This window comes from Streptomyces sp. DT224, from assembly GCF_049844595.1.
Classification (GTDB): Bacteria; Actinomycetota; Actinomycetes; order Streptomycetales; family Streptomycetaceae; genus Streptomyces.
In genome coordinates, this window is sequence record NZ_JBNCLI010000007.1 from 349274 (window position 1) to 373897 (window position 24624).

Consider the following 24624-nt stretch of genomic DNA (forward strand, 5'->3'; position numbering starts at 1 on the left):
TCAGGTCCCGGGGCGGGCCGGGACCAGGACGTTGCCGCTGTGGCGGCCGGCCAGGTAGTCGCCGACGTTCTCGACGGTGGCGTCGATGATCTGGCCGACCGCGTCCTCGGTGTAGTACGCCTGGTGCGAGGTGACGATGACGTTGGGGAAGGTGACGAGCCGGGCCAGGGTGTCGTCGTCCACGCCCTCCAGGGACTTGTCCAGGAAGAACAGCCCGGCCTCCGCCTCGTACACGTCGAGTCCGACGCCGAGGAAGCGGCCCGCGCGCAACTCGCCGACCAGGGCCGAGGTGTCGATGAGGCCGCCCCGGCTGGAGTTGACCAGGATCGCGTCGTCCTTCATCAGGGCGAGGGCAGCGCGGTCGATGAGGTGGTGCGTCGACGGGAGCAGCGGCACGTGCAGGCTGACCAGGTCGGACTCCGCGAGCAGGCGCTCCTTGTCGACGTACCGCATGCCCAGCTCGGCGCAGGCCGGGTTCTCGGCGACGTCCCAGCCGAGCAGCTTCATGCCGAAGCCGTGGGCGATCCGGGTGAACGCCTCGCCGATCTTGCCGGTGCCGATGACGCCCACCGTGCGGCCGTGCATGTCGCGGCCCAGGAGCCCGTCGAGGCGGAAGTCGAAGTCGCGGGTGCGGCTCGCGGCCCGGATCACCCGGCGGTTGACCGCCATGGCCAGGGTCCAGGCGAACTCCGCGACCGAGTACGGCGAGTAGTACGAGACCCGGGCGACGCGCAGGGCCAGGCGCTCGGCGACGTCCAGGTCGATGTTGTTGAACCCGGTGGAGCGCTGGGCGATCATCTGGGTGCCGCCGGCCGCGAGGGTCTGGAGGACCGCGCCGCCCAGGTCGGCGTTGACGCTGGTGGAGATGACCTCGTAGCCCGCCGCGATGGGGGCGGTGTCCTGGTTCAGGAAGACGTCCAGGCAGCGGACTTCGTGCTTTCCGGCGAACGCCTTCTCGATCAGCGGCTTCTCGTCGGACTGCACTCCGAAGGCCAGGATCTCCACGACGTCTCCCCTGTCTGCGTGCTGGGCGGCCGGTCATCGCGAATATACGGCCGCGTACCCCGGCCCGCCGCTCAGGGCCGGTCGTTCGCATCAGGCCGGAGCCCGCGAGCCCGGCACGATCCGAACGACCGGCCCTATGCGTCGTCGAGCCCGCGCTCGATGGCGTACCGCACCAGCTCGACCCGGTTGTGCAGCTGGAGCTTGCCCAGGGTGTTCTGGACGTGGTTCTGCACGGTCCGGTGGGAGATGACCAGCCGTTCCGCGATCTGCTTGTACGAGAGGCCCTTGGCGACGAGCCGCAGCACCTCGGTCTCCCGGTCGGTCAGTTCGGGGGCCTTCGGCTTGTCGGAGGCGGCCGGCGCGGGCTCCGAGGCCAGCCGGCGGTACTCGCCGAGGACCAGGCCCGCCAGGCCCGGGGTGAAGACGGCGTCGCCGGCGGCGGTGCGGCGGACGGCGTCGGCCAGCTCCTGCGTGCTCGCCGACTTCATCAGGTAGCCGGTGGCACCGGACTTGACCGCCTCCAGGACGTCGGCGTGCTCGCCGCTGGCGGAGAGCACGAGGACCCGCAGCCCGGGCTGGCTGCCGACGAGTTCCTTGCAGACCTGCACGCCGGGCATGCCGGGCAGATTGAGGTCGAGGACGAGGACGTCCGGGGTGACCGCGCCGGCCCGGCGGACGGCCTGGGGCCCGTCGCCGGCGGTGGCCACCACGTCGAAGCCGGCCTCGGTGAGGTCGCGGGCCACGGCGTCGCGCCACATCGGGTGGTCGTCCACCACCATCACCCTGATCGCCCGCTGCCCGGTGCCCTCTTCATGTGTCGTGCTCATCGGACCGAACCCGCCTTCCCCCGTGAAACCTTAGGAACCTTCAGTTCGACCTCGGTGCCCTGGCCGGGAACCGAGATCAGCTCTGCCGTACCGCCCAGCTCGCGCAGCCGGCCGCGGATCGACAGGGCGACCCCGAGCCGCCCCTCCCCCTCGGCCTGCGCGAGCCGCCCCTCGGGGATGCCCGGCCCGTCGTCCCGGACCGTGACGACGACCTCGTCCGGCCAGTCCTCCAGCAGGATCCACGCCTGGGCGCCCTCGCCCGCGTGCACCCGGACATTGTCCAGGGCGGCGCCGACCGCGGCCGCCAGTTCCGCCGCCGCGGCGGACGGCAGCAGCACCGGCGCGCCCGGCTCCGCGAAGCTGGTCCGGGAGCCCGCGTGCGGGGCGAGCAGGGCCCGCAGATCGCTCTCGCCGCCGTCCCCGGCGCCCGGTTCGTCGTCGTCCGTCTCGACGGTCCGCACGACGGCGCCCTCGGAGGCGTCCTCGGAGAGCCGGGTGGGCGGCACGAGGCCGCTGGAGACCAGGGTGCGCAGGGCGACCTCCTGCTCCCCGGCCATCCGGCCGAGCTCCGCCGCCTCGCCGCCGAGCGCGGCGCCGCGCCGCTGGACCATCGCGAGGACCTGGAGCACGCCGTCGTGGATGTCCCGGGCGAGGCGTTCGCGTTCGCGGGTGGCGGCCTCGATCTCCAGGGCGCGGGCGAGGGTGCGCTCACTGGCCCGGGCGACCTCGACGACGTAACCGATCGCGATGGAGGCGACCCAGACCAGCATCACGTTGTGCAGGGTGTCGCGGCTGGGTTCGCCGCGCTCGATGAGGTTGGCGACGGCGACCAGGCTGGAGGCGAAGCCCGCCCAGCGCCAGCCGCCCTTGATCGCGAAGGCGAGGACGGAACCGGCGGTCCAGATGGACGGCAGGGTCGGTCCGTCGACGTGCTGCGCCTGGAGGTCGGCGAGCGGGGTGACGACGATCCCGGTGAGGGCGATGGCCAGGTCGGCGCCGAGGAAGCGCTTGGTGCACGCGGCGGCGCTGCCCACCTTCGGCAGGGTGGCGAGCGTCCAGACGGCCATCAGCGACAGGAAGGTGATCGCTATCCAGGGCCGCTCGTAGTCGTGCCGGGCGAAGGCGGCGAGGAGGACGGCGTAGACCATCGTCAGCACCCGGTACGCCGTCAGGGCGCGCCACAGCGGCTGCTCCACCGACATCCGGACCACGCGTACGCGTTTCACCATGCTGTTCTCCCCCGTCCCCCGGCGGACCGCCGCGCAGCTCAGGCGCTGTCGCCGTCCGTCTTCCCCGCGGCCTCGGACCGGCGCTTGGCCTCATCGGCGATCTGCCGCTTGGCGGCGGTCGCGTAGATGTCGACGTACTCCTGGCCCGAGAGCTTCATGATCTCGTACATCACCTCGTCGGTGACCGAGCGCAGGATGAAGCGGTCCCCGTCCATGCCGTGGTAGCGGCTGAAGTCGAGCGGCTTGCCGATCCGGATGCCGGGGCGCATCAGCTTGGGGATCACCTGGCCGGGCGGCTGGATCTTCTCCGTGTCGATCATCGCGACGGGGATGACCGGCGCCCCGGTGGCCAGCGCGACGCGGGCGAGGCCGCCGGGCTTGCCCCGGTAGAGCCGGCCGTCGGGCGACCGGGTGCCCTCGGGGTAGATGCCGAAGAGGCCGCCGCTCTCGACGACCTGGATGCCCGCCCGGATCGCCGCCTCACCGGCGCCGCGCGCGCCGGAGCGGTCGACGGGGAGCTGGCCGACGCCCTTGAAGAAGGCGGCGGTGAGCTTGCCCTTCACGCCGGGCGCGGTGAAGTACTCGGCCTTCGCGATGAAGGTCACCTTCCGGTCCAGGACGGCCGGCAGGAAGAAGGAGTCGGAGAACGACAGGTGGTTGCTGGCGAGGATCGCGGGCCCGCGCGCGGGGATGTTCTCCAGGCCCTCCACCCACGGCCTGAAGGCGAGCTTCAGCGACCCGCCGATGGAGAACTTCATAGCGCCGTAGATCAACTCGGATGCCTCCTGTGTGCTGTCCGACAGACCTTAACCCGCCGTGTCCCGCTTCCTCCCGCCCGGCGCGGGCGGGTGCCCGCGGCCCGGGCCGGTGACGGCCCTGGTCGGTGTCGGTCCGGTCGCGTACGGTGAAGTAATCCTGGCGCGTCCCGTACATCCTTCCGAGCCCCTTCCCGCTCCCCGCTCGCTCCCCGCGAGCCTCATGAACAGGAGACCGCGGTGCCGGTCCTTCCCGGAGCCGAGCCGTTCCGCCACGAGGGCGGAGAGGTCGGCGTCCTCCTCTGTCACGGATTCACCGGTTCCCCGCAGTCGCTGCGCCCCTGGGCCGAGTATCTGGCCGAGCGCGGTCTCACGGTCTCGCTGCCGCTGCTCCCCGGGCACGGCACCCGCTGGCAGGACATGCAGGTGACCGGCTGGCAGGACTGGTACGCGGAGGTGGACCGGGAGCTCCGCGGTCTGCTGGAGCGCTGCGCGCGGGTGTTCGTCCTCGGGCTCTCGATGGGCGGCGCGCTGGCGCTGCGGCTGGCCGCGAAGCACGGGGACGCGGTCAGCGGTCTGGTGCTCGTCAATCCGGCCAACAAGGTGCACGGTCTCGCGGCGCACGCGCTGCCGGTGGTCCGCCATCTGGTGCCGACGACGAAGGGCCTGGTCAGCGACATCGCCCGGGAGGGCGTCGCGGAGGTGGGCTATGACCGGGTGCCGCTGCACGCCGCGCACTCGGTGCGCAGGTTCTTCCGGCTGGTCGACGGCGACCTGCCCCAGGTGACCCAGCCGCTCCTGCTGCTGCACAGCCCGCAGGACCATGTCGTGCCGCCCGCCGACACGGTGCGCATCCTGAGCCGCGTCTCCTCGACGGACGTCCGGGAGGTCCTGCTGGAACAGAGCTACCACGTGGCGACGTTGGACCATGATGCGAAGCGGATCTTCGACGAGAGTCATGCGTTCATCGGCCGCCTCGCTCCGAGCGAGAAGGATCAGGGCGGGAAGAAGGGGAGCACGTCCGGTGGCTGAGCACGACGCGGAGCGCGCGGGCAGCGAGGAGGAGCGCGAGCCGCTCCCCGTGGAGGGGGCGGCCGTCGCCGACGACGACGGCAAGGGCGCACCACCCGAGGCACCGGCCGGCGCGGGGGACGGAGCGCTGGACGAGGAGGCCGTCTGGCGGGCCATCGTGGAGGGGTACGGGGAGGAGCCGCCGGACCCGCCGGGCGCGCGGCCCTTCCGGTCGATCGAGGATCTGGCGCTGCCGGACGACGGTCCGCTGACCGCCCCGGCCGCGGACAAGGGGCTCGGCAAGCGGCCGCCGAAGCCGGAGCCGGAGGCGGACCGGCCGCTCGGCGGCTCCGTGGTCTTCGCTCCGGGTGTGGGCCCGCGCGACTACGAGCCGGCCGACCCGGACGCTGCCGCCCCGGGCGGCGGGGACGACGACGAGGGCCACTTCGTGCCGCCGGAGCCGCCGCCGCTGCCGGAGGCCGACGTCACGGCGAAGTTCGCCTGGCTCGCGGTGGTCGGCGGGCCGGTGCTGATGCTGCTCGCGGTGCTGCTCTCCTGGGAGATGACCTGGTGGCTGACGACGGTCTGCGTCGGCGGCTTCCTGGGCGGCTTCGTGACGCTGGTGGCGCGGATGGACTCCGACGACGACGGTGACGACGACCCGGGCCGGGGCGCGGTGGTCTGAGCCGGCGGGTTCAGCCGGCCGCCGCCGGCACCCGGAGCGCGGCCAGCACGGGGCGGTGGTCGGTCGCCGCCCGCAGGTCGGCCTCCCGCACCCCCGGCAGCCCGTCCGGGACCCCGCAGCCCAGGACCTCGACGCCGTCGGTGGCGAAGACGGCGTCGATCCGGCGGCGGGGTTCGTGCGCGGGGAAGGTGTATGCGCCGCCCTGCGGCTCGGTCTCCCAGCAGTCCTGGTAGCGCCCGGCGAGACGCCTGAAGGCCCGTCCGCTCGGTACGTCGTTGAGGTCACCGGCGATGACCGTGTGGGCCACGCCCAGCGCGTCCACGGTCTCCACCAGCCTCTCCGCCTGGGCGAGGCGCTCCTGCCGCTGGAGGCTCAGGTGGCAGCTGACCACCCCGACCCGGGCGCCCGCGAACCGGACCACCGCGGTGGCGAAGCCCCGGCGGTGCAGGCCCGGGGTGCGCGGCAGCAGGATGTCCTCGGTGCGCTCGACCGCGGCGCGCAGCGAGCACAGCAGCAGCGGCCCGGCGGCGGTGGCGCCCCCGCCCAGGACCACCAGGTCGGTGGCGGCGGCGAGCCGGGCGGCGTACTTGCGCCAGCGGAAGAAGCGCGGCGCCTCCTGGACGAGGACCAGGTCGGGGGCGCAGGCGCGGATGACCCGGGCGAGGGCGGCGTTGTCGTCGCGCATCGAGCGGATGTTGTAGCTGAGCACGCGGATGACGGCCGAGCCGTCCGGCTCGGTGCACGAATCGGGCAGCGACATCGTGGCCATGCCCTCACGATACGGCGGACGCCCGCCGCTCCCCGAGGGGGCGCGACGGGCGTCCGATGTTTCCGTACGCGGGTGGGCTCAGCCCTGGCGGGCCAGGTCCGCCGCGCCCACGAGCCCTGCCTTGCCGCCGAGTTGGGCGGCGAGCACCTGGGCGTGCGGGCGCCACTCACCGCCGATCAGCCAGCGCCGGAACGACTTGCGGATCGGGCCGAGGACGAGCTCGCCCTCGTCCGAGACGCCGCCGCCGACGATGAAGGCCGACGGGTCGAACAGCGAGGCCAGGTCGGCGAGTCCGGCGCCGGCCCAGCGGGCCAGCTCGCGGAACGAGTCGACGGCCACCGGGCAGCCCTGGCGGGCCGCCTCGCTGATGTGCTTGCCCTGGATGCCGTCGACGGTGCCGTCGCCGAGCGCCAGCAGGATCGTGGCGTTCTCCGGGGTGGCGTTGGCGCGCTGCTTGGCGTACCGCACGAGGGCGCGGCCGGAGGCGTACTGCTCCCAGCAGCCCTGGCTGCCGCAGCCGCAGAGCAGACCGTCCGGGACGACCCGGATGTGGCCGAACTCGGCGGCCACGCCGAAGCGTCCGCGGCGCAGCTTGTTGCCGATGATGATGCCGCCGCCGAGGCCGGTGCCCAGCGTGATGCAGATGACGTCGTCGTGGCCCTGGCCGGCACCGAAGCGGTACTCGCCCCAGGCGGCGGCGTTGGCGTCGTTCTCCACGACGACGGGAAGGCCGACGCGCTGCTCGACCTTGTCCTTCAGCGGCTCGTGGCGCCAGTTGATGTTGGGCGCGAACAGCACGGTGGCCCGCTTGTCGTCCACGTATCCCGCCGCGCCGATGCCGACCGCCTCGACCGCGTGCCCCTCGCTGGCGCCGGACACCGCCGCCGCGATCGCGTCCACGATGCCTTCGGCCGTCGGCGGGGTCGACACCTTGAAGGTCGAGAGGATCCGTCCCTCTTCGTCGACCACTCCAGCCGCGATCTTCGTGCCGCCGATATCGACGCCGATGGTGAGTCCCATGAATCCCTCAGTTCCGGTCGAGCCCCGCTGAGGCAACCGTACCCGAGGCCGGGCCCCGTCCTGTCCGGCGCCGGTCAGTCGAGGTCGATGTGTTCGCCGGCGCCGGACCCCTCGTCACGGGGTCCTCCGGGGCCTTCCGCCTTCTTTTCGGTGCCGGCAGGGTCCCCCGCCCCCCGGGTCCAGCGGCCTTCCTGGCCCTGGACCGCTGAGCGGTAGGCGGCCAGCAGTTCGTTACCGGCCGCGGCGATGTGATCGAAAACGTCTGGATTGCGCTCGATCACCGGCTCCACGGCCGCCTTGGCCTGCTGGATGACCTGCTGCACGGCGCCCTGCGCGGCCATCCCGAGGAGCGGCGCCTGGAACGAACCGAGCTTGTCGGCCACCGCGTCCACCAGCTTGCGCAGCTCCTCGGCGGCGGATCCGGGCGGCGGGCCGTAGGCGGCGCGGCGGCGGGCCTGCTCGGCGGCGAGGTCCTCGGCGCACGCGTCGGCCCAGGCGTTCTCGTCGGCGGGGCGATCGGTGGCTTCGCTCATGGCGGACTCCTGGGGCGTCGTGGCCGGCGGCCCGGCATACCGGACACGTACCTTCGACGGTACCCGAACGGTGGTACGCCGTTCAGCTCGTCCGGGGCCAGAGCGCGGGGTCGGGCGTGAAGCGGACCCGCAGCACGCCGTCGGTGAGGGCCGCGCCGGAGACGGTGCAGCGGCGCAGGGCGGGCTCCAGGGGCACGATGCGGTGGAACGGGCCGACGGTCAGGAGGAGTTCGCCGCCGCGCCGGACGAGCTGGAGGTCCTTCTTGACGGCGCCGGGGAGCCGCAGGCACCAGACGAGTATCCCGTCGCCCTCGGGCCCGCCGGCCTCCTCGGTCCACCAGGGGTCCGGGGCCCGGCCGCCCTCCTCGCCCATGCCGGGTACGGCGAGCGCGGCGCCCCCGCCGTCCGGGGCGGCCAGGGCCAGGAGGTCGTCGGGGCCCTGCGGGTCGCGGCCGAGGTGCGCGATCCGGGCCGGGGCCGCCCCCTCGTCCGCCCAGTGGCCGAGGGACTTCTCCTGCTGGGCGGCGAGCGCGGCGAAGAACGGGTCCGGGGAGTGGCCGGGCAGCAGCCGGTTGGCGACCGGCGCCTCGGCGCGCAGGCCGTGCAGGGCGAGGCCGGTGCGGGCGGTGCGCAGGGCCTCGTCGGCGGCCGGTCCCGGCTCGGCGACGAGCCGGAGCGTGGTGGCCCGGTCCTCGATCAGCGCCTCGACCTGGGCCAGCTCGGCGTCGCGGCGGGCGGCGGCCTCGTACAGCCACTGGGCGGGCATGGGCACACCGGCCAGCTGGGCGAGCATCGGGCGCAGGGCCCGGGCGGCCTGGCGCTCCTGGGGGAGCAGCCGGCGCAGGTAGCGGCGCAGCTGTCCGGGGAGGGCGAGCAGGCGCAGCGCGTCGCGCAGGGGCGGGAGGTCCACGACGAGGAGGTCGTACGCCTCGCCGGACCAGTCGCCGTGGGCGGCGCGGCGCAGGGCGTGCAGCAGGGCGAGTTCGCCGCTGCCGGGGAGTTCGGTCAGCTCCTCGCCGTCCAGCGGATTGCCGCCGAGCAGTTCGAGGACGGACGACAACTGCTCCTGGAGGGCGAGGAGTTCACCGCGGAAGTGGGCGGCGGAGTCGATCCGGACGGACCACAGTCCGGCGGTGACCGGGGCGGGGGCCGTGGCGTCCGGGAAGCCGGGTATCGGGTCGGCGGAGACCAGCAGGGTGCGGGCGCCGTCGCGGGCCGCGGCGAGCGCGGTGGCCGCCGCGACGGTCGTACGGCCGGCTCCGCCGGGCCCGGTGACCAGGACCGTACGCACGTGCTCAGGCCTTCGGGACGGACTCGACGCGCTTCTTCAGACCGGCCAGGGCACGGTCGATGATGACCTTCTCCGCCTTGCGCTTGATCATGCCGAGCATGGGGATCTTGACGTCGACGGTCAGCCGGTAGGTGACCTCGGTGCGGTCGCCGGCGCCGAGCGGCGCGAGCGCGTAGGAGCCGTCGATGGCGCGGAGCATCTGGGACTTGACCAGGGTCCAGCTGACCTCGTAGTCGCCGATCCAGGTGTAGGCGAGGGTGTGGTCGTCCTTGATCGCCCCGGCGTCCAGGACGAGGCGGACCTTCTCGGCGCGGCCGTGCTCGTCGGTGCCGAGGACCTCGGCCTCCTTGACCTCGCCGGTCCACTCCGGGTAGCGCTCGAAGTCGGCGATCACACCCATGACGTCGGCCGGCGCCGCCTCGATCGTGATGCTCGAGCTGGTGTGTTCAGCCATCGCTGTGGCCCTCCAGTGCGGTGTACCGGTCCGTCGGCAGGAGTCTGCCGCCAGAAGGCTATCGCGTGCGCCCGGCGGCCCGTCCGAGGGTCCGGCCGGCGATATCGGGGCGTGCGCTCACCACTGCATCGCCCAGGGCCGGCCGGTGGAGGCGAAGTGGCCGACGTTCACGCACTCGGTGGCGCCGATCCGCATCCGGCGGGCCAGCGGCTGGTGGACGTGGCCGAAGAGGGAGTAGCGCGGGCGGGTGCGGCGGATGGCGTCGAGCAGGGCCCGGCTGCCGCGCTCGAAGCGGCGCGCCACGGTGTCGTAGACCAGCTCGGGCACCTCGGGCGGGATGTGGGTGCAGAGCACGTCGACCTCGCCGACCGCCTCGATCTTGGCGGCGTACTCCTCGTCGTCGATCTCGTACGGGGTGCGCATCGGCGTATGCAGGCCGCCGCCGACGAAGCCGAAGACGCGGCCGCCGATCTCGACGCGCTCGCCGTCCAGGACGGTGGTGCCGGGGGCGGCGTACTCGGGCCAGAGGGCGGGGATGTCCACGTTGCCGTAGGTGGCGTACGTGGGGGTGGGCAGCGCGGCGAACATCTCGGCGTACTGCCTGCGGACCGCCTCGGTGATCGCCGCGTTCCGGTCCATGCCCTGCCAGAGCTGCCGGCCGAAGGCGCGGGCCTCCTCGAAGCGGCGGGCGGTGCGCAGGGCGACGATGCGGTCGGCGTTCTCGACGCCGAAGAGGTCGGGGAAGATGCCGCGCGAGTGGTCGGCGTAGTCGAGGAAGAGGACCAGGTCACCGAGGCAGATCAGGGCGTCGGCACCGTCCCCGGCGCGGGCCAGGGCCTCGGTGTTGCCGTGTACGTCGCTGACCACGTGGACGCGGGTGCGCCGCCCGGCGGTCCCCGCGGTGTTCGCTCCTGCTCGCATGAAGATCACCCTAGGACGGTGGCCCCGACCAGGGTAGAGGCCCCGGACCTGCGGTTACTTCCTGGTGTGCGGACGGGTGGACTACTGTGCGCGAAAGGACGTCCCGATATGTGTGACGCATAAGACATCTGGCCGGGACCCCCTATCCGGAACCGAGTACTGGTGGGTAACGTCCGGGCAGTCCAGTCGTGCTCACCCCACTGAGCACCCGCCATCTTGGACCGCGCCGGTGCGTCACACAGAGCCGTGGCACCGGAGCCCGATGAGGAGCAGCAGTCTTGCGCGAGTTCAGCCTTCCGGCCCTGTACGAGGTTCCCTCGGACGGCAACCTGACGGATCTCATCCGCCGCAATGCCGCTCAGCATCCCGATGTCGCGGTGATGAGCCGCAAAGTGGCGGGCGTCTGGACCGACGTCACCGCCGTCCAGTTCCTGGCCGAGGTCCGGTCGGTCGCCAAGGGCCTGATCGCGGCGGGCATCGAGCCCGGCGACCGGGTCGCCCTGATGTCGCGCACCCGGTACGAGTGGGTGCTGCTGGACTTCGCGATCTGGAGCGCGGGCGCGGTCACCGTGCCGGTGTACGAGACCAGCTCGCCCGAGCAGGTGCAGTGGATCCTCGGCGACTCGGGGGCGGTCGCGGTCCTGGTGGAGAGCGACACGCACGCCGCCGCCGTCGCCTCCGTACGCGACCGGCTCCCCGGCCTGCGCCACGTCTGGCAGATCGAGAAGGGCGCCGTCGACACGCTCCGGGCCGAGGGCGAAGGGGTCTTCGAGGAGACCGTGGACCTGCGCAGCGCGGCGGCCGGGGCGGACGACCCGGCCACCATCGTCTACACCTCGGGCACCACGGGCCGCCCCAAGGGCTGCGTGCTGACGCACCGCAGCTTCTTCGCGGAGTGCGGCAACGTGGTGGAACGGCTCAAGCCCCTCTTCCGCACCGGCGAGTGCTCCGTCCTGCTCTTCCTGCCCGCCGCCCACGTCTTCGGGCGGCTGGTCGAGGTCGCCTCGGTGATGGCGCCGATCAAGCTCGGCTGCGTCCCGGACATCAAGAACCTCACCGACGAGCTGGCCGCGTTCCGCCCGACGCTGATCCTCGGCGTTCCGCGCGTCTTCGAGAAGGTGTACAACGCGGCGCGCGCCAAGGCGCAGGCCGACGGCAAGGGCAAGATCTTCGACAAGGCCGCCGGCACGGCCATCGCCTACAGCCGCGCGCTGGGCACCCCGCAGGGCCCCTCGCTGGGCCTGAAGTTCCGGCACAAGGTCTTCGACCGCCTGGTCTACGGCAAGCTGCGCGCGGTGCTCGGCGGGCGCGGCGAGCACGCGATCTCCGGCGGCGCCCCGCTCGGCGAGCGCCTGGGCCACTTCTACCGGGGCATCGGCTTCACCGTCCTGGAGGGCTACGGCCTGACCGAGTCCTGCGCGGCCACCGCCTTCAACCCGTGGGACCGGCAGAAGATCGGCACCGTCGGCCAGCCGCTGCCCGGTTCCGTGGTGCGCATCGCGGACGACGGCGAGGTGCTGCTCCACGGCGAGCACCTGTTCTCCGGCTACTGGAACAACGAGGCGGCGACGGCCGAGGCGCTGGCGGACGGCTGGTTCCACACCGGGGACATCGGCACGCTGGACGAGGACGGCTACCTCGCGATCACCGGCCGCAAGAAGGAGATCATCGTCACGGCCGGCGGCAAGAACGTCGCCCCCGCCGTCATCGAGGACCGCATCCGCGGCCACGCCCTGGTGGCGGAGTGCATGGTGGTCGGCGACGGGCGTCCCTTCGTGGGCGCGCTGGTGACGCTGGACGAGGAGTTCCTGGGCCGCTGGGCCGAGGAGCACGGCAAGCCGGCCGGCTCGACCGCGCTGTCGCTGCGCGACGATCCGGAGCTGCTGGCCGAGGTGCAGCGCGCGGTGGACGACGGCAACGCGGCGGTCTCCAAGGCCGAGTCCGTCCGCAAGTTCCGTATCCTGGGCGCCCAGTTCACCGAGGAGGCGGGCCACATCACGCCCTCGCTGAAGCTGAAGCGGAACGTGGTGGCGAAGGACTTCGCGGACGAGGTGGAGTCGATCTACCGCTCGTGAGACCTACGTGGACGAGGGGGTCCGCACCACGCCGGTGCGGACCCCCTCGTCCACGTGTCAGAGCAGTTCCCTCAGCCGCTCCGCGAGCAGGTCCCAGCGCCACTTCTCCTCGACCCAGGCCCGGCCCCGCTCCCCCATGCGCCGCCGCAGCTCCGCGTCGCCCAGCAGCGCGGTGATCCGCTCCGCCGCCTCGCCGGGCTCGCCGCCGCGCACCACCCAGCCGGTCTCGCCGTCGAGCACCGCGTCCGGGGCGCCGCCGGAGTCGCCGGCCACCACCGGCAGCCCGGTCGCGGACGCCTCCAGGTACACGATGCCCAGGCCCTCCACGTCGAGGCCGCCGCGCCGGGTCCGGCAGGGCATCGCGAAGACGTCCCCGGCCCCGTAGTGCGCGGGCAGCTCCGACCAGGGCACCGGTCCGGTGAACCGCACGGAGTCCGCCACCCCGGTGCGCGCGGCGAGCCCCCGCAGGTCGTCCTCGTAGGGCCCGCCGCCCACGATCAGCAGGACCGCGTCCGGCCGGGCGGCCAGGATCGTGGGCATCGCGAGGATCAGGGTGTCCTGGCCCTTGCGGGGCACCAGCCGGGACACGCAGACCACGACCGGGCGCTCGGTGAGCCCGAGCCGGGCCCGGACCTCGTCGCCGCCGGAGTCCGGGCGGAACGTCTTCTCGTCCACGCCGGGAGGCAGCTGCACCATGCGGCGGGCGGCGGCCGGGCTGAGCGCGGCGGCGATCCGGGAGCGGGTGTACTCGCCGAGGTAGGTCAGCGTGTCGGTGCCCTCGCCGATCCGCCGCAGCAGCTGCCGGGACGCGGGCAGCTGCGCCCAGGCCGCCTCGTGGCCGTGCGTCGTGGCGACGAGCCGCCGGGCGCCCGCCTCGCGCAGCGCGGGGCCCATCAGGCCGAGCGGGGCGGCGGCGCCGAACCAGACGGACGAGCAGCCGTGCGCGCGCAGCAGCTCCGTGGCGCGCCGGGTCACGCGCGGGGTCGGCAGGAGCATCGTCGTACGGTCGCGGACGACGGTGAAGGGCTGCTCGGCGTCGAAGGCGGCGGTGGCGGCCGCGCCCTCGGCCCCGCGCTTCCAGGTGGAGGCGTAGACGACGACCCGGCCGGGGTCGAGCCGCAGCGCCATGTTGTGCAGGAACGCCTGGATGCCCCCCGGACGGGGCGGGAAGTCGTTGGTCACGATCAAGGTCTTGTCCATCGCCGCCGACAGTACCGGGCCCGGCGGCCGTGCCTGATGGCCCGCGCACAGGGCGTACGGGCATCATGGCTGTTTCGTACGGCGCACAGGACGGGTGAGGGCAGGTCATGACGGGTTCCAGCGGCACGCGTCCGGCGGCCTTCGCGGTGTGGGCGCTCACCAGGGCGGTGCTGCTGCTCTGGGTGACCAAGGTGGTCACCCCGCCGGGGCTCGATGTGACCAGCGACGTGTCGGTGATCTACCACGGCTGGTCCGAGGTGCTGCGCTCCGGCACCTACCCGCAGTCCGACGTCACCTGGCAGTACCCGCCGGTGGCGGCGCTGGCGGTCCTCTCCCCCGGCCTGCTGCCGTTCCTGGACTACGCCACCGCCTTCTTCGTGCTGGCGTTCCTGTGCGACGCGCTCGTCCTGGGGATGCTGCTGCGCGCGAGCGACGGTCCGGGCCGCCGGGCGGCCGGGGTGTGGGTGTGGGTGGCGGGCGTGCCGCTGCTCGGCACGACCGCGTACGCCCGGTACGACGTGATGGTGACGGCGGTGGCCGTGGCGGCGCTGCTGGCCGGGCTGCGCCACCCCCGGGTGCTGGGGGCGCTGGCCGCGTTCGGGGCGCTGCTGAAGGTCTGGCCGGCGCTGCTGCTGGCCGGGACGGCCCGGGGGCGCGCCACCCGGCTGGCGTGGTCGACGGCGGCGGCGGTGGCGGCCGCGCTGCTGCTGGTGTGTGTGACGGCGGCGCCGGGCGCGCTGGCGTTCCTCGGCTTCCAGCGGGACCGGGGCACCGAGGTCGAGTCGCTGGGGGCGCTGGTCTTCCATGTGTGGCGGCAGTTCGGCTGGGAGGGCCGGGTGGAGCTGCACTACGGCTCGCTGGAGTTCCTGGGGCCGCATGTGCCGCTGGTGAGCACGCTGGCGCTGGGGCTGAGCGTGGCCGCGTTCGGCTGGCTGCTGGTGTGGCGGCTGCGGGCGCGGACGTTCGGGGTGAGTACGCCGGCGGACGCGGCGTTCACGGCGGTGCTGCTGTTCACCACGACGAGCCGGGTGATCAGTCCGCAGTACATGCTGTGGCTGGTGGGCCTCGCGGCCGTGTGCCTGGTGCTGCGGGAGAGCCGGATGGGGTGGCCGGCCCTGCTGGTGGTGGCGGCCACGGGTGTGACGCAGCTGGAGTTCCCGATCGGCTTCGTCCATGTGGTGTCCAGCGACGCGCAGGGCCTGACGCTGATGTTCCTGCGCAACGGGCTGCTGGTCGCCGCGTGTGTGCTGGCGGCCCTGCGGCTGTGGCGGGACACGGTCGTACGCGCCCCGGGGCGCGAGCCTGTACCGGAGGCGGCGGAGGCCGCGCTCAGCCGAGCCGGTCGCGCAGATACACCCGCCAGCGCGCCGTGAAGTCCTGCGGGGTCGTGCCCAGCACCTCGTGCAGGGCGTCCTCGACCGCCCCGTCGCGCCCGTGGTGGGCGCCGACGGCCCGGTAGAAGGCGAACAGCTTCTTCTCGCCCCAGCGGTCGGCGATCAGCTCGCAGGCCAGCCAGCCGCCCTCGTACGCCTTCGCCAGCCGGTCCGCGTCCCCCGCGAAGGCGAAGTCCTCGTCCTCGGGCAGTCCGGCCGGCACGTCACCGGCCCGGACCGCGTCGGCCAGCTCGGGGGCGATCTCCTCGGCGGTGCGGTCCTGGTCCCGGTAGGCCGCCCAGTCCGCGAAGCCCTCGGAGAGCCAGGTCGGGGTGGCCGGCGAGGTCTGCCTGCGGGTGGCGACATGGACGGTCTCGTGGGTGAGGACGACGCGCTGTCCGAAGCCGCCGAGCAGGGCGTACGCCTCCGGGTTGACGATCACCCGGTCGGCTGGGGCCTTCCCGGTGCCGCCGGTCTCGCCGGTGGTGACGGCCGCTATGCCCTTGTAGTTCGAGGCGGGCGACCCGAGCAGCCGGCCCATCTCCGTCACGCTGTCCGGCACCAGCACCACCACACGCCCCGCCCACCGCTCCGGCCAGGCGGCGGAGACCGCGGGCACCGCCTCGTCCGCCGTCGCCGCGATCGCGTCCAGCTGGTCCCGGGAGCGGCCGACGCCCAGGACCAGGCTGTGCTTCCCGTGCACCACCTCGACGTCGCCCTGCTCCCACAGCTGCCCGGCGCTGCCGTCGGCGGCCCGGTCCGCGGTGACGTACCAGCGGCCGTCCGCCGGGTCGCGGGCCAGGTCCACGACCCGGTCGACGGAGACCGGGGCGCTGTCGTAGCCCGCGATCCGGTAGCCGAGCGTGACGTCGGCGGTGACGCGGTCCGCCCCGTGCGGGGTGAGGCGGGTGAGCCGGTACGCCCAGGAGCCGAGCGGCACGTCCGCCAGCCGGGCGATCTCCCGGCGCTGGGCGGTGCGCAGCGCGGTCGCGTCCGGGTCGACGGCGGCGGCGTAGGCGGCCGGGTCGTGGTGCAGCACGGCGGCGGCGCGCCGGTCCAGGGTGGCGCGGACGCCCCGGGAGGTGCTGTCGGGCGCCCGGTCGGCCGGGGCGGAGCAGCCGGCGGCGCACAGCAGCGCGGCGAGCAGGGCACCCGCCGCCCGCCGCCCGCCTCGCCTGTGCACACGTTCGACCACATGACGAGCGTACGGGCTGTCGCCGCGGTCAGACCCGGGTGACCGAGGAGACGGGCATCATGCCGACGGGGTCGTAGCGGACCGGGGCTCCCGGGTACGGGGCGTGGATGACCTGGCCGTTCCCGACGTACATCGCGATGTGACTGGCGTCCGCCCGGTAGGCGACGAGGTCGCCGGGGCGGGCCTCGGAGAGGGGCACCATGGGCCCGGCGTACCGCTGGGCCTGCGAGGTGCGGGGCAGGCTCACCCCGGCCTGGGCCCAGGCCCACTGCATCAGCCCGGAGCAGTCGAACCCGGAGGGCCCGTTGGCGCCCCACACGTAGGGCCGGCCCAGCGCCTGCTGTACGGCCAGGACGGCCGCGGCGGCGCGGGAAGAGCCCGCCGGGAGCCCGGCCAGGAGGCCGGCGCCCGGCTCGCGGCCGTCGCGCGAGGCGCGGGCCAGGGCGGCCCGCTCGGAGGCCGGCAGGGCCTTCAGCAGCTGCCTGGCCCGGGCGAGCTTGCGTTCCACGGTCCGCTTGTGGCGGCTGACGGCCTCCCGGCCGCGCTCCAGGCCGGCCAGCGAGCGGGCGGCCTCGGCCCGGGTCTGGGCGAGCGCCCGCTGGGCCCTGCGCAGTTCGGCGAGGGCGGCGGCCCGGTGGGCGTCGGCCATGGTGACGGCGGCGGCCCGGTCGAGGTAGCTGTCGGGGTCCGAGGTGAGCAGCAGGGCCAGTGCGGGGTCGATGCCGCCCGCCCGGTACTCCGCCCGGGCCGCGGAGCCCAGCTCCTCGCGCATCCGGTTGATGCGTTCCTGGCCCCGGGCGGCCCGGTCCTGGGCCCGGCTCACCTCGCCGCGCAGCCGGGTCACGTCCTCGCCGGCCCTGTTGTACTGCTCGGTGGCGCGCTCGGCCTCGGCGTACAGGTGGTCGACGCGGGCCCCGGCGGACTGCGGGGTGTCGTGCGGCTCGGCGTTCGCGGTGGCGGCGCCGAGTGTCGCGGCCGCGGTCGCGGCTGCCGCCGTCAGGACGGTGGCCCGGGCACCGCGGCCGGTACCGGGCTGTGTGGAACGGCGATGGGATCCCACAGGACGCCGCACTCCCTTCCGCTCTACGCAGACGCGCGCGGCCCTGCCGCCCGGGTGGGCGGACCGACGTACGGGAGCCGCGACAGCAGGCAGACAGTAGCCGCGTGATCACGGAGCGGACAAAGACACGCCGGACCGGTGGGGGCCACACACAGTGACGCCCCGCCGGTGACCTGTGGTCTCCGGCGGGGCGGGCGTCAGTACGGGGCGCGCGAATTCGCCCGTTCGGGCGCGGTTCAGATGCGCACGGCGGCGTAGATACTGCCGATGGTGCTCATCGACTCGTAGCGCACGTAGGCGCCGGGGTACGGGGCGTGCAGGACCTGGCCGTTGCCCGCGTAGAGGCCCACGTGCTCGTTGCCGTTGAAGAAGACCAGGTCGCCGGGGGCCAGCTGGCTGACACCGATCCGGTGACCCTGGTTGACCTGGGTGTACGTGGTGCGGGTGATGTTGACGCCGGCCTGGGCGTAGGCCCACATGGTCAGGCCCGAGCAGTCGAAGGAGTTGGGGCCGGTGGCCGCGGGCACGTACGGCTTGCCGATGCGGGTGGCGGCGGCGTTGAGGGCGGCGGCGCCGAGCCCGGAGGCGGGGACCTCGTTGCCGAGTTCCACGCGGGTGTTGGCGGCACGGCTCGCGCGCAGGTCGTCCTGGCGCATCTTCTCGCGCTCGGCCTCGGTCAGGGTGTTGAGCAGGCGGCGCGCCTCGGCCAGCTTGTCCTGCTGCTTCTTCTTCTTCTCACCGAGCGTCTTGCGGACGGAGGCGAGGTCGCTCAGCTTGTCCTGGGCCTCCTTTCGCTGCTGCGCGAGGGCCCGCTGCTTCTCCTGGACCTTGGACAGGGCCTCGGTCTGCTTGGCCGTCAGCTGGTCGAGCGCGGACGCCTGGTCCAGGAAGCTGTCCGGGTCGGAGGAGAGGAAGAGCTGGACGGAGGGGTCGATGCCTCCGGAGCGGTACTGCGCGGCGGCGAGGGAACCGAGGCCGGAACGGAGCTGGTTGAGCTCCTCCTGCCCGCGGGCCACCTTGTCCTGGATCGCGCCGATCTGCTTCTCGAGCTTCTCCTGCTTCTCCTTGGCCCCGTTGTACTGCTCGGTGGCCGCTCCGGCCTCGTGATAGAGCTTGTCGACCTTCGCCTTGACCTCGTTCTTGGTCGGCTTGGGGTCGGCGTGAGCGGCCTGGGAGGACAGGGCGACGGCCGCGGCTGCGGTCGCGGTGAGCACAGTCACACGAGTGCGGCTCGGCTGCTTGGGACGACGGTGGGACGCCACGAAGGCGAGCTCCTTCTTCCTCGAGCCGCCTACCGGATCTGTGGGGGGAGGAGAGGTCCCCGGCTCCGTGCACGTCACGGACTCGGCGGTTCCTTCGCCGCCACCCCGGGTGGGTGATCGACCGCGCGAAGGTTCGAGGCCCGACCCTAGTGACCATCTTGTGATCAGTTCAAATCCTCACAGGAAAAATCTCGTCACACACGGCACTTCTTTACCCACACCCCACGGCGTGTAGCGACGACTTGACGGACCGTTCCCTGATCTCGGGCGAACTCCCCGCAAGAGGTGCTAAACCCGCGAAAGCCGCTTCAGGAGCAAGGCGGACGCAACGGGCCTGGCCCCCGCCTTCGCCACTCCGTCGGCCACCTCGCGGTCGGTGGAGACCACCACCACGGGCCGTCCCGGCGGCTCCGCGCGCGCCAGTTGACGGATCAGCTCGTCGGCGGTGACCCCCGGCTTGCTGAACAGCACCCGCACCCCGCGCGGCGGCGCCAGCAGCACCGGGGCGGCCAGCTCCGCCCCGTCGAACACACACGTCATCTCCGCGCCCGTGCGCGCCGCGAGGACCGAGAGCCCGCCGAGCAGCCGCAGCCGCTGCTTCTCCAACGGCATCTGCGGATAACCCGTCTTGGTGACGTTGTAGCCGTCCACGATCAGATGGGCCTGCGGCAGCTCCAGGAGCTGGTCGAGCAGCGCCGGGTCGGTCTCCGAAAGGGCCCTGGCCGCGATGTCCTTGGGCGACATCCGGCCGGGCTCCACCGCGTCCACACTGTCCGCCGGCCGCATCGAGGAGGGCGGCAGCGCCAGTTCGCGCCGCAGCCCGCCGGCCGCTTCGAGCACCGTGTCCAGCAGCAGCCGCAGCCGCATGTCCTCGACCGAGCGCCCTTCCCGGGCCGCCCGGCGGCTCGCCTCGACGGACGCCTCCGCCTCCCCGAGCCTCGCCTTCAGCCGCCGGGTCTCGCTCTCGGCGGCGGACACCTGGGCGGCCGCCTCGGCGCGTACGGTCTCGGTCTCGGCCTTGGACCTGCGCAGCGCCGCCTCACCGCGCTTGACCTCGCTGAGCGCGCTGCGCAGTTTGCGCTGGAGGGAGTCCGCCTCCTTGCGGGCGGCGTCCAGTTCGGCGCGGAGCCGTTCCGTCTCGCTCTTCGTATGGGCCCTGGCCTCGGCCAGCTCCTCGCGCAGCCGCGCCACTTCGCGCCGGCTCTCCTCGCCGGCCCGCTCGGCGTCGGCGCGCTGGACCTCCTCGCCGGCCGCCGCGACCAGCTTCACCCAGCCGTCGGGGCGCAGGAGGTATGCCGCCGCCGCCACGTCCACCGGGTCGGCCGCGGCGGGCGGCGCGCCGGACTCCACGGCACCCGCCAGCTCCGGCTGGGCCTCCCGGAGCCGGTCGCCGATGCGGTGGCGGAACCGGTCGTCGTTCGCCACGGCTGCCGCCATGGCGTTCCCGGCGAACTTGGCACGGCGCGACGCCGTGAAGCGGGCGTACTGCCTCAGCTGGGCGGGCAGTTCGGCGACCGTGAGCCCGCCGAACGCGTCGGACACCAGCGCGACGACCCGGCGCCGTACCCCTTCGGGCAGCGGGCGGTCGAGCGCCTCCACGGCGTCGTCGGCCCCGTCGGCCGACGCGGCGCCGCCCTCGGGCTGCTCCACCATCCGTCACCCCATTGTGTTGTCTCCGCCCGGCCCCCTCAGGAGTCGGCACCCGGCCTGTCGACGAGCTCGATCTGGTCCACCGCGTTGCACCAACGACACCGGACCGACTCGATGGTCTCACTGACCACCTCGCGTTCCTCGACGCTCGACACACCGGCCAGGTCGAGGTGCACGTACTCCACGACCTTCGAGGACCGCGTCACGTCGAAGCGCGTGAGGTTCCCGCAGAGCGTGCAGCGCCAGCGGGTCGTGTCGGTCGGCTGGGGAACGGTCGTCATCGTGCGTCCTCTTTCGTCGAGCCGTGAGCTGCCGGACAAGGGTCTCGCGGTGCGCCGTCGAACTGCGGATGTCCACCTGTCACCCTACGGCCTCGGCGCTTCCCGCCGGCACGGCGAGGCGGTCTGTCCCGTTCGCTCCGTTTGCGTCATGCTCTGTTCATGATCGATCGGCGGGCCGCCGCGGGCAGGCTCCTGCGCGCGGCCACTTCGGGCGGGCCACCGGTGACGTACGCCCTCATCGCCCTGTGCTGCGCGGTCTTCGTGATCAGCCCGCTCTCCGGCTTCGTCCCGGTGCGCGGCGGTGCCGACGCGCTGCTCGCCGCGCAGGCGGGCTACTTCGAACGGTGGGGGGTGATCCCGAGCGAGCTGTGGGACGGCTCGGCGCACGCCCTGCTCACCCCGTTCACCGCGCTCTTCGTGCACGGCAGCTGGCTGCACCTGCTGGGCAACATGCTGTTCCTGTACGTGTTCGGCGCGATGGCCGAGGAACGCATGGGCCACACCGAGTTCGCCCTGTTCTACCTCGGCTGCGGCTACCTCGCGCTGCTCGGGTACGCCGCCGCGCACGCCACGTCCGACCAGACGCTCGTCGGGGCGTCCGGGGCGATCTCGGCGGTGCTCGGAGCGTTCCTCTACCTCTTCCCGCGGGCCCGGGTGACCAGCGTCTTCCCGTTCCTTCTGTTCCTGCCGCTGCGCTTCCCCGCGTGGGTGGTGCTGATCTTCTGGTTCGTGCTCCAGTGGCTGGCCGCCGAGGGTGCGGGAAGCGGCCCGGGTGTGGCGTACCTGGCCCACGTCGTCGGCTTCGCCACCGGGTTCCTCTACGCCTGGGGTCGCTACAGGCGCGACACCGGAGGCCCTAGAGTGAAGTCTCCAGCCACGGCCACCGAGGGAGAAACACAGCCGTGATCACCGCGATCGTGCTCATCAAAACCAGCGTGGACCGGATTCCCGAGATCGCCGAGGCCATCGCCGCGCTGGACAGCGTCAGCGAGGTCTTCTCGGTCACCGGCACCTACGACCTGATCGCCATGGTCCGGGTGGCCAAGCACGACGACCTGGCCGAGGTCATCCCCGGCCGGATCAGCAAGATCCAGGGCGTCGAGGCGACCGACACCCACGTCGCCTTCCGCACGTACTCGCAGCACGACCTGGAGGCCGCGTTCTCCATCGGCCTGGACGCCTAGGGCCGCCCGCGCCGCCCGGTCCTCAGACCTGGGCGGCACCCCGGTCCGGCACGCAACGGCCGTCCTCGGTGCGGTACTTCCAGCGGGCCCCGTCGCTCACCAGCTCCCGGACCGCGCGCAGGAAGCGCTCGACGTGCTCGTCCGGGGTCCCGGCGCCGAAGCTGACGCGGATCGCGTTCAGGGACCGCTCGCCGGGCCGGGCCTCGGGGGCGCCGCACTCCCCCGCCTCGCCCGGGTCGCTGCCGAGCAGGGTGCGCACGAGCGGGTGGGCGCAGAAGAGGCCGTCGCGCACCCCGATGCCGTACTCGGCCGACAGGGCGGCGGCGAAGTGCGAGCTGTTCCAGCCCTCCACCACGAACGAGATCACGCCGACCCTCGGCGCGTCGTCGCCGAACAGCGAGAGCACCTTCACCTCGGGGACCTCGGCCAGCCCCGCCAGGACCTCGCGGACGAGGTGCTGCTCGCGGGCGACCAGCCGGTCGAATCCGGCCTCGGTGAGCGCCTTGCAGGCGGAGGCGATGGAGTAGACGCCGATGACGTTGGGCGAACCGGCCTCGTGGCGGGCGGCCGTGGTGTGCCACTCGACGTCCACGCCGCCGTCCGCGCGCCGGGCCACCGTGCGCGAGGCGCCGCCGCCGGCGAGGTACGGTTCCGCGTCGCGCAGCCAGTCGGCCCGGCCGGCCAGGACGCCCGAGCCGAACGGCGCGTACAGCTTGTGCCCGGAGAAGGCGACCCAGTCCACGTCGAGTTCGGCGATGTCCACGGGGTGGTGCGGGGCGAGCTGGGCGGCGTCCAGGACGATCCGCGCGCCGTGGGCGTGCGCGGCGGCGGCCAGCTCCCGTACGGGCCACAGCTCACCGGTCACGTTGGAGGCTCCGGTGACGCAGACCAGCGCGGGGCCGCAGGGCTCGCGGTCCGCGAGGGCCCGCTCCAGGGTCGCGACGGCCTGGGCGGGGGTGCGCGGGGCGTTCAGGTAGGTGACGTGGGCATCGCGCCAGGGCAGCAGCGAGGCGTGGTGCTCGGTCTCGAAGACGAAGACCTGGCAGTCGGCGGGCAGCGCGGCGGCCAGCAGGTTCAGCGAGTCCGTGGTGGACCGGGTGAAGACCACCTGGTCCTCGGGACGGCAGCCCAGGAACTCCGCCACGGTGGCCCGGCTGGACTCGAAGAGGTCCGTGGACAGCTGCGAGAGGTACCCGGCGCCCCGGTGCACGCTGCCGTAGTACGGGGCGTACGCGGCCACGTCGTCCCAGACCCGCTTCAGCGCCGGGGCGCTCGCGGCGTAGTCCAGCGCGGCGTAGCCGACCTCGCCCCCGGTGACCAGCGGGACGAGGACATCCTCGCCCAGAACCGGCAGCGGGGCACAAAGCGACTGGTCGGCGACAGCGGTGAAGACAGACATGGCGAACTCCCGTAACAGGCAGGCGAACTCCGCGTGCCCGCGGATACGCGGCAGCACGGAGTGGAGGAGAAGAGGGGGTGCGGAAAAGGGCCTCGGGCCCTAACGCATTCGCTTGCTCACAAGAGGCTCCCTGAGGACCAAGGACCCCACGGGTGGACGTCACGCGACGTCGAGGGGTCCGCGCTTGCCGCAGACCTCGCTGCCTGCGGCCCGGTCTTCACCCGGGGCACCCCGCCACGGACGGAGGGTTGCCGGACAGCGGGCCGGGGCCGTAGTCGCTGTCACTCATGACCTGCGCAGCATCTTGCCATACGTACGGGAACGCGCAAGGCGCAGTCCGCGATCCGGACTGCGCCCTGCCTCACATCGACGCGCTCACGCGTTGCTGGCGACGACCCATCTCTCCAGCGCCCGCCCGGCCGCACCCGAGTCGATCGCCTCGGCGGCCCTCTCCATGCCCGCCCGGATCTGCTCGGTGAGCGGCCCCTCGCCCGGGTCCAGCGCGACCAGCGCCGCCGCCGAGTTGAGCAGCACGGCGTCCCGTACCGGACCGGTCTCCCCGGCCAGCAGCCGGCGCGCCACATCCGCGTTGTACGAGGCGTCGGCGCCGCGCAGCGCCTCCACCGGGACCAGCGCGACGCCCACGTCGCGCGGGTCGAAGGTCTCCTCGCGGACCACCCCGTCCCGGGCCACCCAGACCCGCGAGGTCGCCGTGGTGGTCAGCTCGTCCAGGCCGTCGTCGCCCCGGAACACCAGGGCGGAGTTGCCGCGCTCGGCCAGCACGCCCGCGACGATGGGGGCCATGCGCAGGTCGGCCACCCCGATCGCCTGGGAGCGCACCCGGGCCGGGTTGGTGAGCGGCCCGAGGATGTTGAACGTGGTGGGCGCGCCCAGCTCCGCACGGGCCTTGGCCGCGTGGCGCAGGGCGGGGTGGAACTTCACCGCGAAGCAGAAGGTGATGCCCGCCTCCTCGGCCACCTCCACGACGCGCCGCGGGGACAGCTCCAGGTTGACGCCGAGCTTTCCGAGCACGTCGGACGAGCCGCTGGCCGACGAGGCGGAGCGGCTGCCGTGCTTGACGACCTTGGCACCGGTCCCGGCGATGACGATCGCGGACATGGTGGAGATGTTGACCGTCTTGGCCATGTCGCCGCCGGTGCCGACGATGTCGACGGTCCGGCCGGGCACCTCGATGGTCGTGGCGTGCTCGTACATCGCCCGGACCAGGCCGGTGACCTCCGTGACCGTCTCGCCCTTGGCGCGCAGGGCGACCGCGAAACCGGCGATCTGCGCGTCGGTGGCCTCGCCGCTCATGACGCGGTCCATGGCCCACGCGGTGGCGTCGGCGCTCAGGTCCTCGCCGCGCAGCAGGGGGGTCAGCACGCTGGGCCAGGAGTAGGCCGCCACGCTGTCGCCGCCGTCCGGGGTCACAACGTTCATGGTCC

General features: G+C 73.4%; 24 protein-coding genes and 1 riboswitch. Of the genes, 6 read left to right on the forward strand and 18 right to left on the reverse strand.

Features of this window, described 5'->3' with window-relative positions:
• From ACLQ2N_RS19830 to ACLQ2N_RS19845, 4 genes are all read right to left on the reverse strand, one after another.
• Positions 1-1005, reverse strand: a complete 1005-nt coding sequence (locus tag ACLQ2N_RS19830; protein WP_425814761.1) for a 2-hydroxyacid dehydrogenase — start codon at positions 1003-1005, stop codon at positions 1-3.
• 134 nt (positions 1006-1139) lie between these two features.
• Positions 1140-1832, reverse strand: coding sequence for a response regulator (locus tag ACLQ2N_RS19835; RefSeq protein WP_425814763.1), 693 nt, complete (start codon positions 1830-1832; stop codon positions 1140-1142).
• Complete coding sequence (gene macS, locus ACLQ2N_RS19840; RefSeq protein ID WP_425814765.1) at positions 1829-3061, reverse strand: MacS family sensor histidine kinase; 1233 nt, start codon at positions 3059-3061, stop codon at positions 1829-1831. The genes ACLQ2N_RS19835 and macS overlap by 4 nt, the downstream gene beginning before the upstream one ends.
• Positions 3062-3099: 38 nt before the next feature.
• Complete coding sequence (locus ACLQ2N_RS19845) at positions 3100-3834, reverse strand: lysophospholipid acyltransferase family protein (protein ID WP_425814767.1); 735 nt, start codon at positions 3832-3834, stop codon at positions 3100-3102.
• Positions 3835-4056: 222 nt separating this feature from the next.
• Between ACLQ2N_RS19845 and ACLQ2N_RS19850 the strand changes: the two genes are divergently transcribed.
• Both ACLQ2N_RS19850 and ACLQ2N_RS19855 read left to right on the forward strand, forming a co-directional pair.
• Entirely contained in the window at positions 4057-4848 is a 792-nt protein-coding gene (locus ACLQ2N_RS19850) for an alpha/beta hydrolase (protein ID WP_425814769.1), read from the forward strand.
• Complete coding sequence (locus ACLQ2N_RS19855) at positions 4841-5512, forward strand: hypothetical protein (protein ID WP_425814771.1); 672 nt, start codon at positions 4841-4843, stop codon at positions 5510-5512. The genes ACLQ2N_RS19850 and ACLQ2N_RS19855 overlap by 8 nt, the downstream gene beginning before the upstream one ends.
• 10 nt (positions 5513-5522) lie before the next feature.
• On the opposite strand, the gene ACLQ2N_RS19860 is transcribed toward ACLQ2N_RS19855, so the two are convergent.
• The 6 genes from ACLQ2N_RS19860 to ACLQ2N_RS19885 all read right to left on the reverse strand — a co-directional run bounded on the left by ACLQ2N_RS19860 (position 5523) and on the right by ACLQ2N_RS19885 (position 10500).
• The gene (locus ACLQ2N_RS19860; RefSeq protein ID WP_425814773.1) at positions 5523-6281 is read right to left on the reverse strand and encodes an endonuclease/exonuclease/phosphatase family protein; all 759 of its coding nucleotides are present in this window, start codon (positions 6279-6281) and stop codon (positions 5523-5525) included.
• Positions 6282-6359: 78 nt separating this feature from the next.
• The gene (locus ACLQ2N_RS19865) at positions 6360-7301 is read right to left on the reverse strand and encodes an ROK family glucokinase (protein ID WP_383298583.1); all 942 of its coding nucleotides are present in this window, start codon (positions 7299-7301) and stop codon (positions 6360-6362) included.
• A 74-nt stretch (positions 7302-7375) separates the two neighbouring features.
• Positions 7376-7834 (reverse strand): DUF5304 domain-containing protein, encoded by a 459-nt coding sequence (locus ACLQ2N_RS19870; protein ID WP_425814775.1) that lies wholly within the window; start codon positions 7832-7834, stop codon positions 7376-7378.
• Positions 7835-7916: 82 nt separating this feature from the next.
• Positions 7917-9125, reverse strand: a complete 1209-nt coding sequence (locus tag ACLQ2N_RS19875) for an ArsA family ATPase (protein ID WP_425814777.1) — start codon at positions 9123-9125, stop codon at positions 7917-7919.
• A gap of 4 nt (positions 9126-9129) precedes the next feature.
• Positions 9130-9579, reverse strand: coding sequence for an SRPBCC family protein (locus ACLQ2N_RS19880; protein WP_425814779.1), 450 nt, complete (start codon positions 9577-9579; stop codon positions 9130-9132).
• Positions 9580-9696: 117 nt separating this feature from the next.
• Positions 9697-10500 (reverse strand): metallophosphoesterase family protein, encoded by an 804-nt coding sequence (locus ACLQ2N_RS19885; protein ID WP_425814781.1) that lies wholly within the window; start codon positions 10498-10500, stop codon positions 9697-9699.
• A 278-nt stretch (positions 10501-10778) separates the two neighbouring features.
• Here ACLQ2N_RS19885 and ACLQ2N_RS19890 point away from each other — a divergent pair, with 278 nt between their 5' ends.
• Positions 10779-12575, forward strand: a complete 1797-nt coding sequence (locus ACLQ2N_RS19890; RefSeq protein ID WP_425814783.1) for an AMP-dependent synthetase/ligase — start codon at positions 10779-10781, stop codon at positions 12573-12575.
• 57 nt (positions 12576-12632) lie between these two features.
• On the opposite strand, the gene ACLQ2N_RS19895 is transcribed toward ACLQ2N_RS19890, so the two are convergent.
• Positions 12633-13775: a glycosyltransferase family 4 protein gene (locus ACLQ2N_RS19895; RefSeq protein ID WP_425814785.1), complete on the reverse strand. Its 1143-nt coding sequence runs from the start codon at positions 13773-13775 to the stop codon at positions 12633-12635.
• Positions 13776-13882: 107 nt separating this feature from the next.
• On the opposite strand from ACLQ2N_RS19895, the gene ACLQ2N_RS19900 reads away from it, so the two are divergent.
• Positions 13883-15148 carry a glycosyltransferase 87 family protein gene (locus ACLQ2N_RS19900; RefSeq protein ID WP_425814787.1) on the forward strand — a complete coding sequence of 422 codons (1266 nt, stop codon included), beginning with the start codon at positions 13883-13885 and terminating at the stop codon, positions 15146-15148.
• Here ACLQ2N_RS19900 and ACLQ2N_RS19905 read toward each other — a convergent pair.
• From ACLQ2N_RS19905 to ACLQ2N_RS19925, 5 genes are all read right to left on the reverse strand, one after another.
• Entirely contained in the window at positions 15105-16343 is a 1239-nt protein-coding gene (locus tag ACLQ2N_RS19905) for a hypothetical protein (protein WP_425814789.1), read from the reverse strand. The two genes, ACLQ2N_RS19900 and ACLQ2N_RS19905, sit on opposite strands and share 44 nt — an antisense overlap.
• Positions 16344-16371: 28 nt before the next feature.
• The gene (locus tag ACLQ2N_RS19910) at positions 16372-17403 is read right to left on the reverse strand and encodes an NlpC/P60 family protein (protein ID WP_425814791.1); all 1032 of its coding nucleotides are present in this window, start codon (positions 17401-17403) and stop codon (positions 16372-16374) included.
• A gap of 236 nt (positions 17404-17639) precedes the next feature.
• Positions 17640-18665 (reverse strand): NlpC/P60 family protein, encoded by a 1026-nt coding sequence (locus ACLQ2N_RS19915; protein ID WP_425814792.1) that lies wholly within the window; start codon positions 18663-18665, stop codon positions 17640-17642.
• A gap of 288 nt (positions 18666-18953) precedes the next feature.
• A complete protein-coding gene (locus ACLQ2N_RS19920; protein WP_425815042.1) occupies positions 18954-20315 on the reverse strand; it encodes an NYN domain-containing protein in 1362 nt (453 codons plus the stop codon).
• Between the two features lie 38 nt (positions 20316-20353).
• Positions 20354-20596 (reverse strand): hypothetical protein, encoded by a 243-nt coding sequence (locus ACLQ2N_RS19925; protein WP_425814794.1) that lies wholly within the window; start codon positions 20594-20596, stop codon positions 20354-20356.
• 159 nt (positions 20597-20755) lie between these two features.
• Here ACLQ2N_RS19925 and ACLQ2N_RS19930 point away from each other — a divergent pair, with 159 nt between their 5' ends.
• A complete protein-coding gene (locus ACLQ2N_RS19930; RefSeq protein WP_425814796.1) occupies positions 20756-21502 on the forward strand; it encodes a rhomboid family intramembrane serine protease in 747 nt (248 codons plus the stop codon).
• Complete coding sequence (locus ACLQ2N_RS19935) at positions 21499-21780, forward strand: Lrp/AsnC family transcriptional regulator (protein WP_143622607.1); 282 nt, start codon at positions 21499-21501, stop codon at positions 21778-21780. The genes ACLQ2N_RS19930 and ACLQ2N_RS19935 overlap by 4 nt, the downstream gene beginning before the upstream one ends.
• 22 nt (positions 21781-21802) lie before the next feature.
• On the opposite strand, the gene ACLQ2N_RS19940 is transcribed toward ACLQ2N_RS19935, so the two are convergent.
• A complete protein-coding gene (locus ACLQ2N_RS19940; protein WP_425814798.1) occupies positions 21803-23179 on the reverse strand; it encodes an aminotransferase class V-fold PLP-dependent enzyme in 1377 nt (458 codons plus the stop codon).
• A gap of 175 nt (positions 23180-23354) precedes the next feature.
• Positions 23355-23472, reverse strand: a riboswitch (SAM riboswitch).
• A gap of 82 nt (positions 23473-23554) precedes the next feature.
• A complete protein-coding gene (gene trpD / locus ACLQ2N_RS19945; protein WP_425814800.1) occupies positions 23555-24619 on the reverse strand; it encodes an anthranilate phosphoribosyltransferase in 1065 nt (354 codons plus the stop codon).
• Positions 24620-24624: the final 5 nt, after the last annotated feature.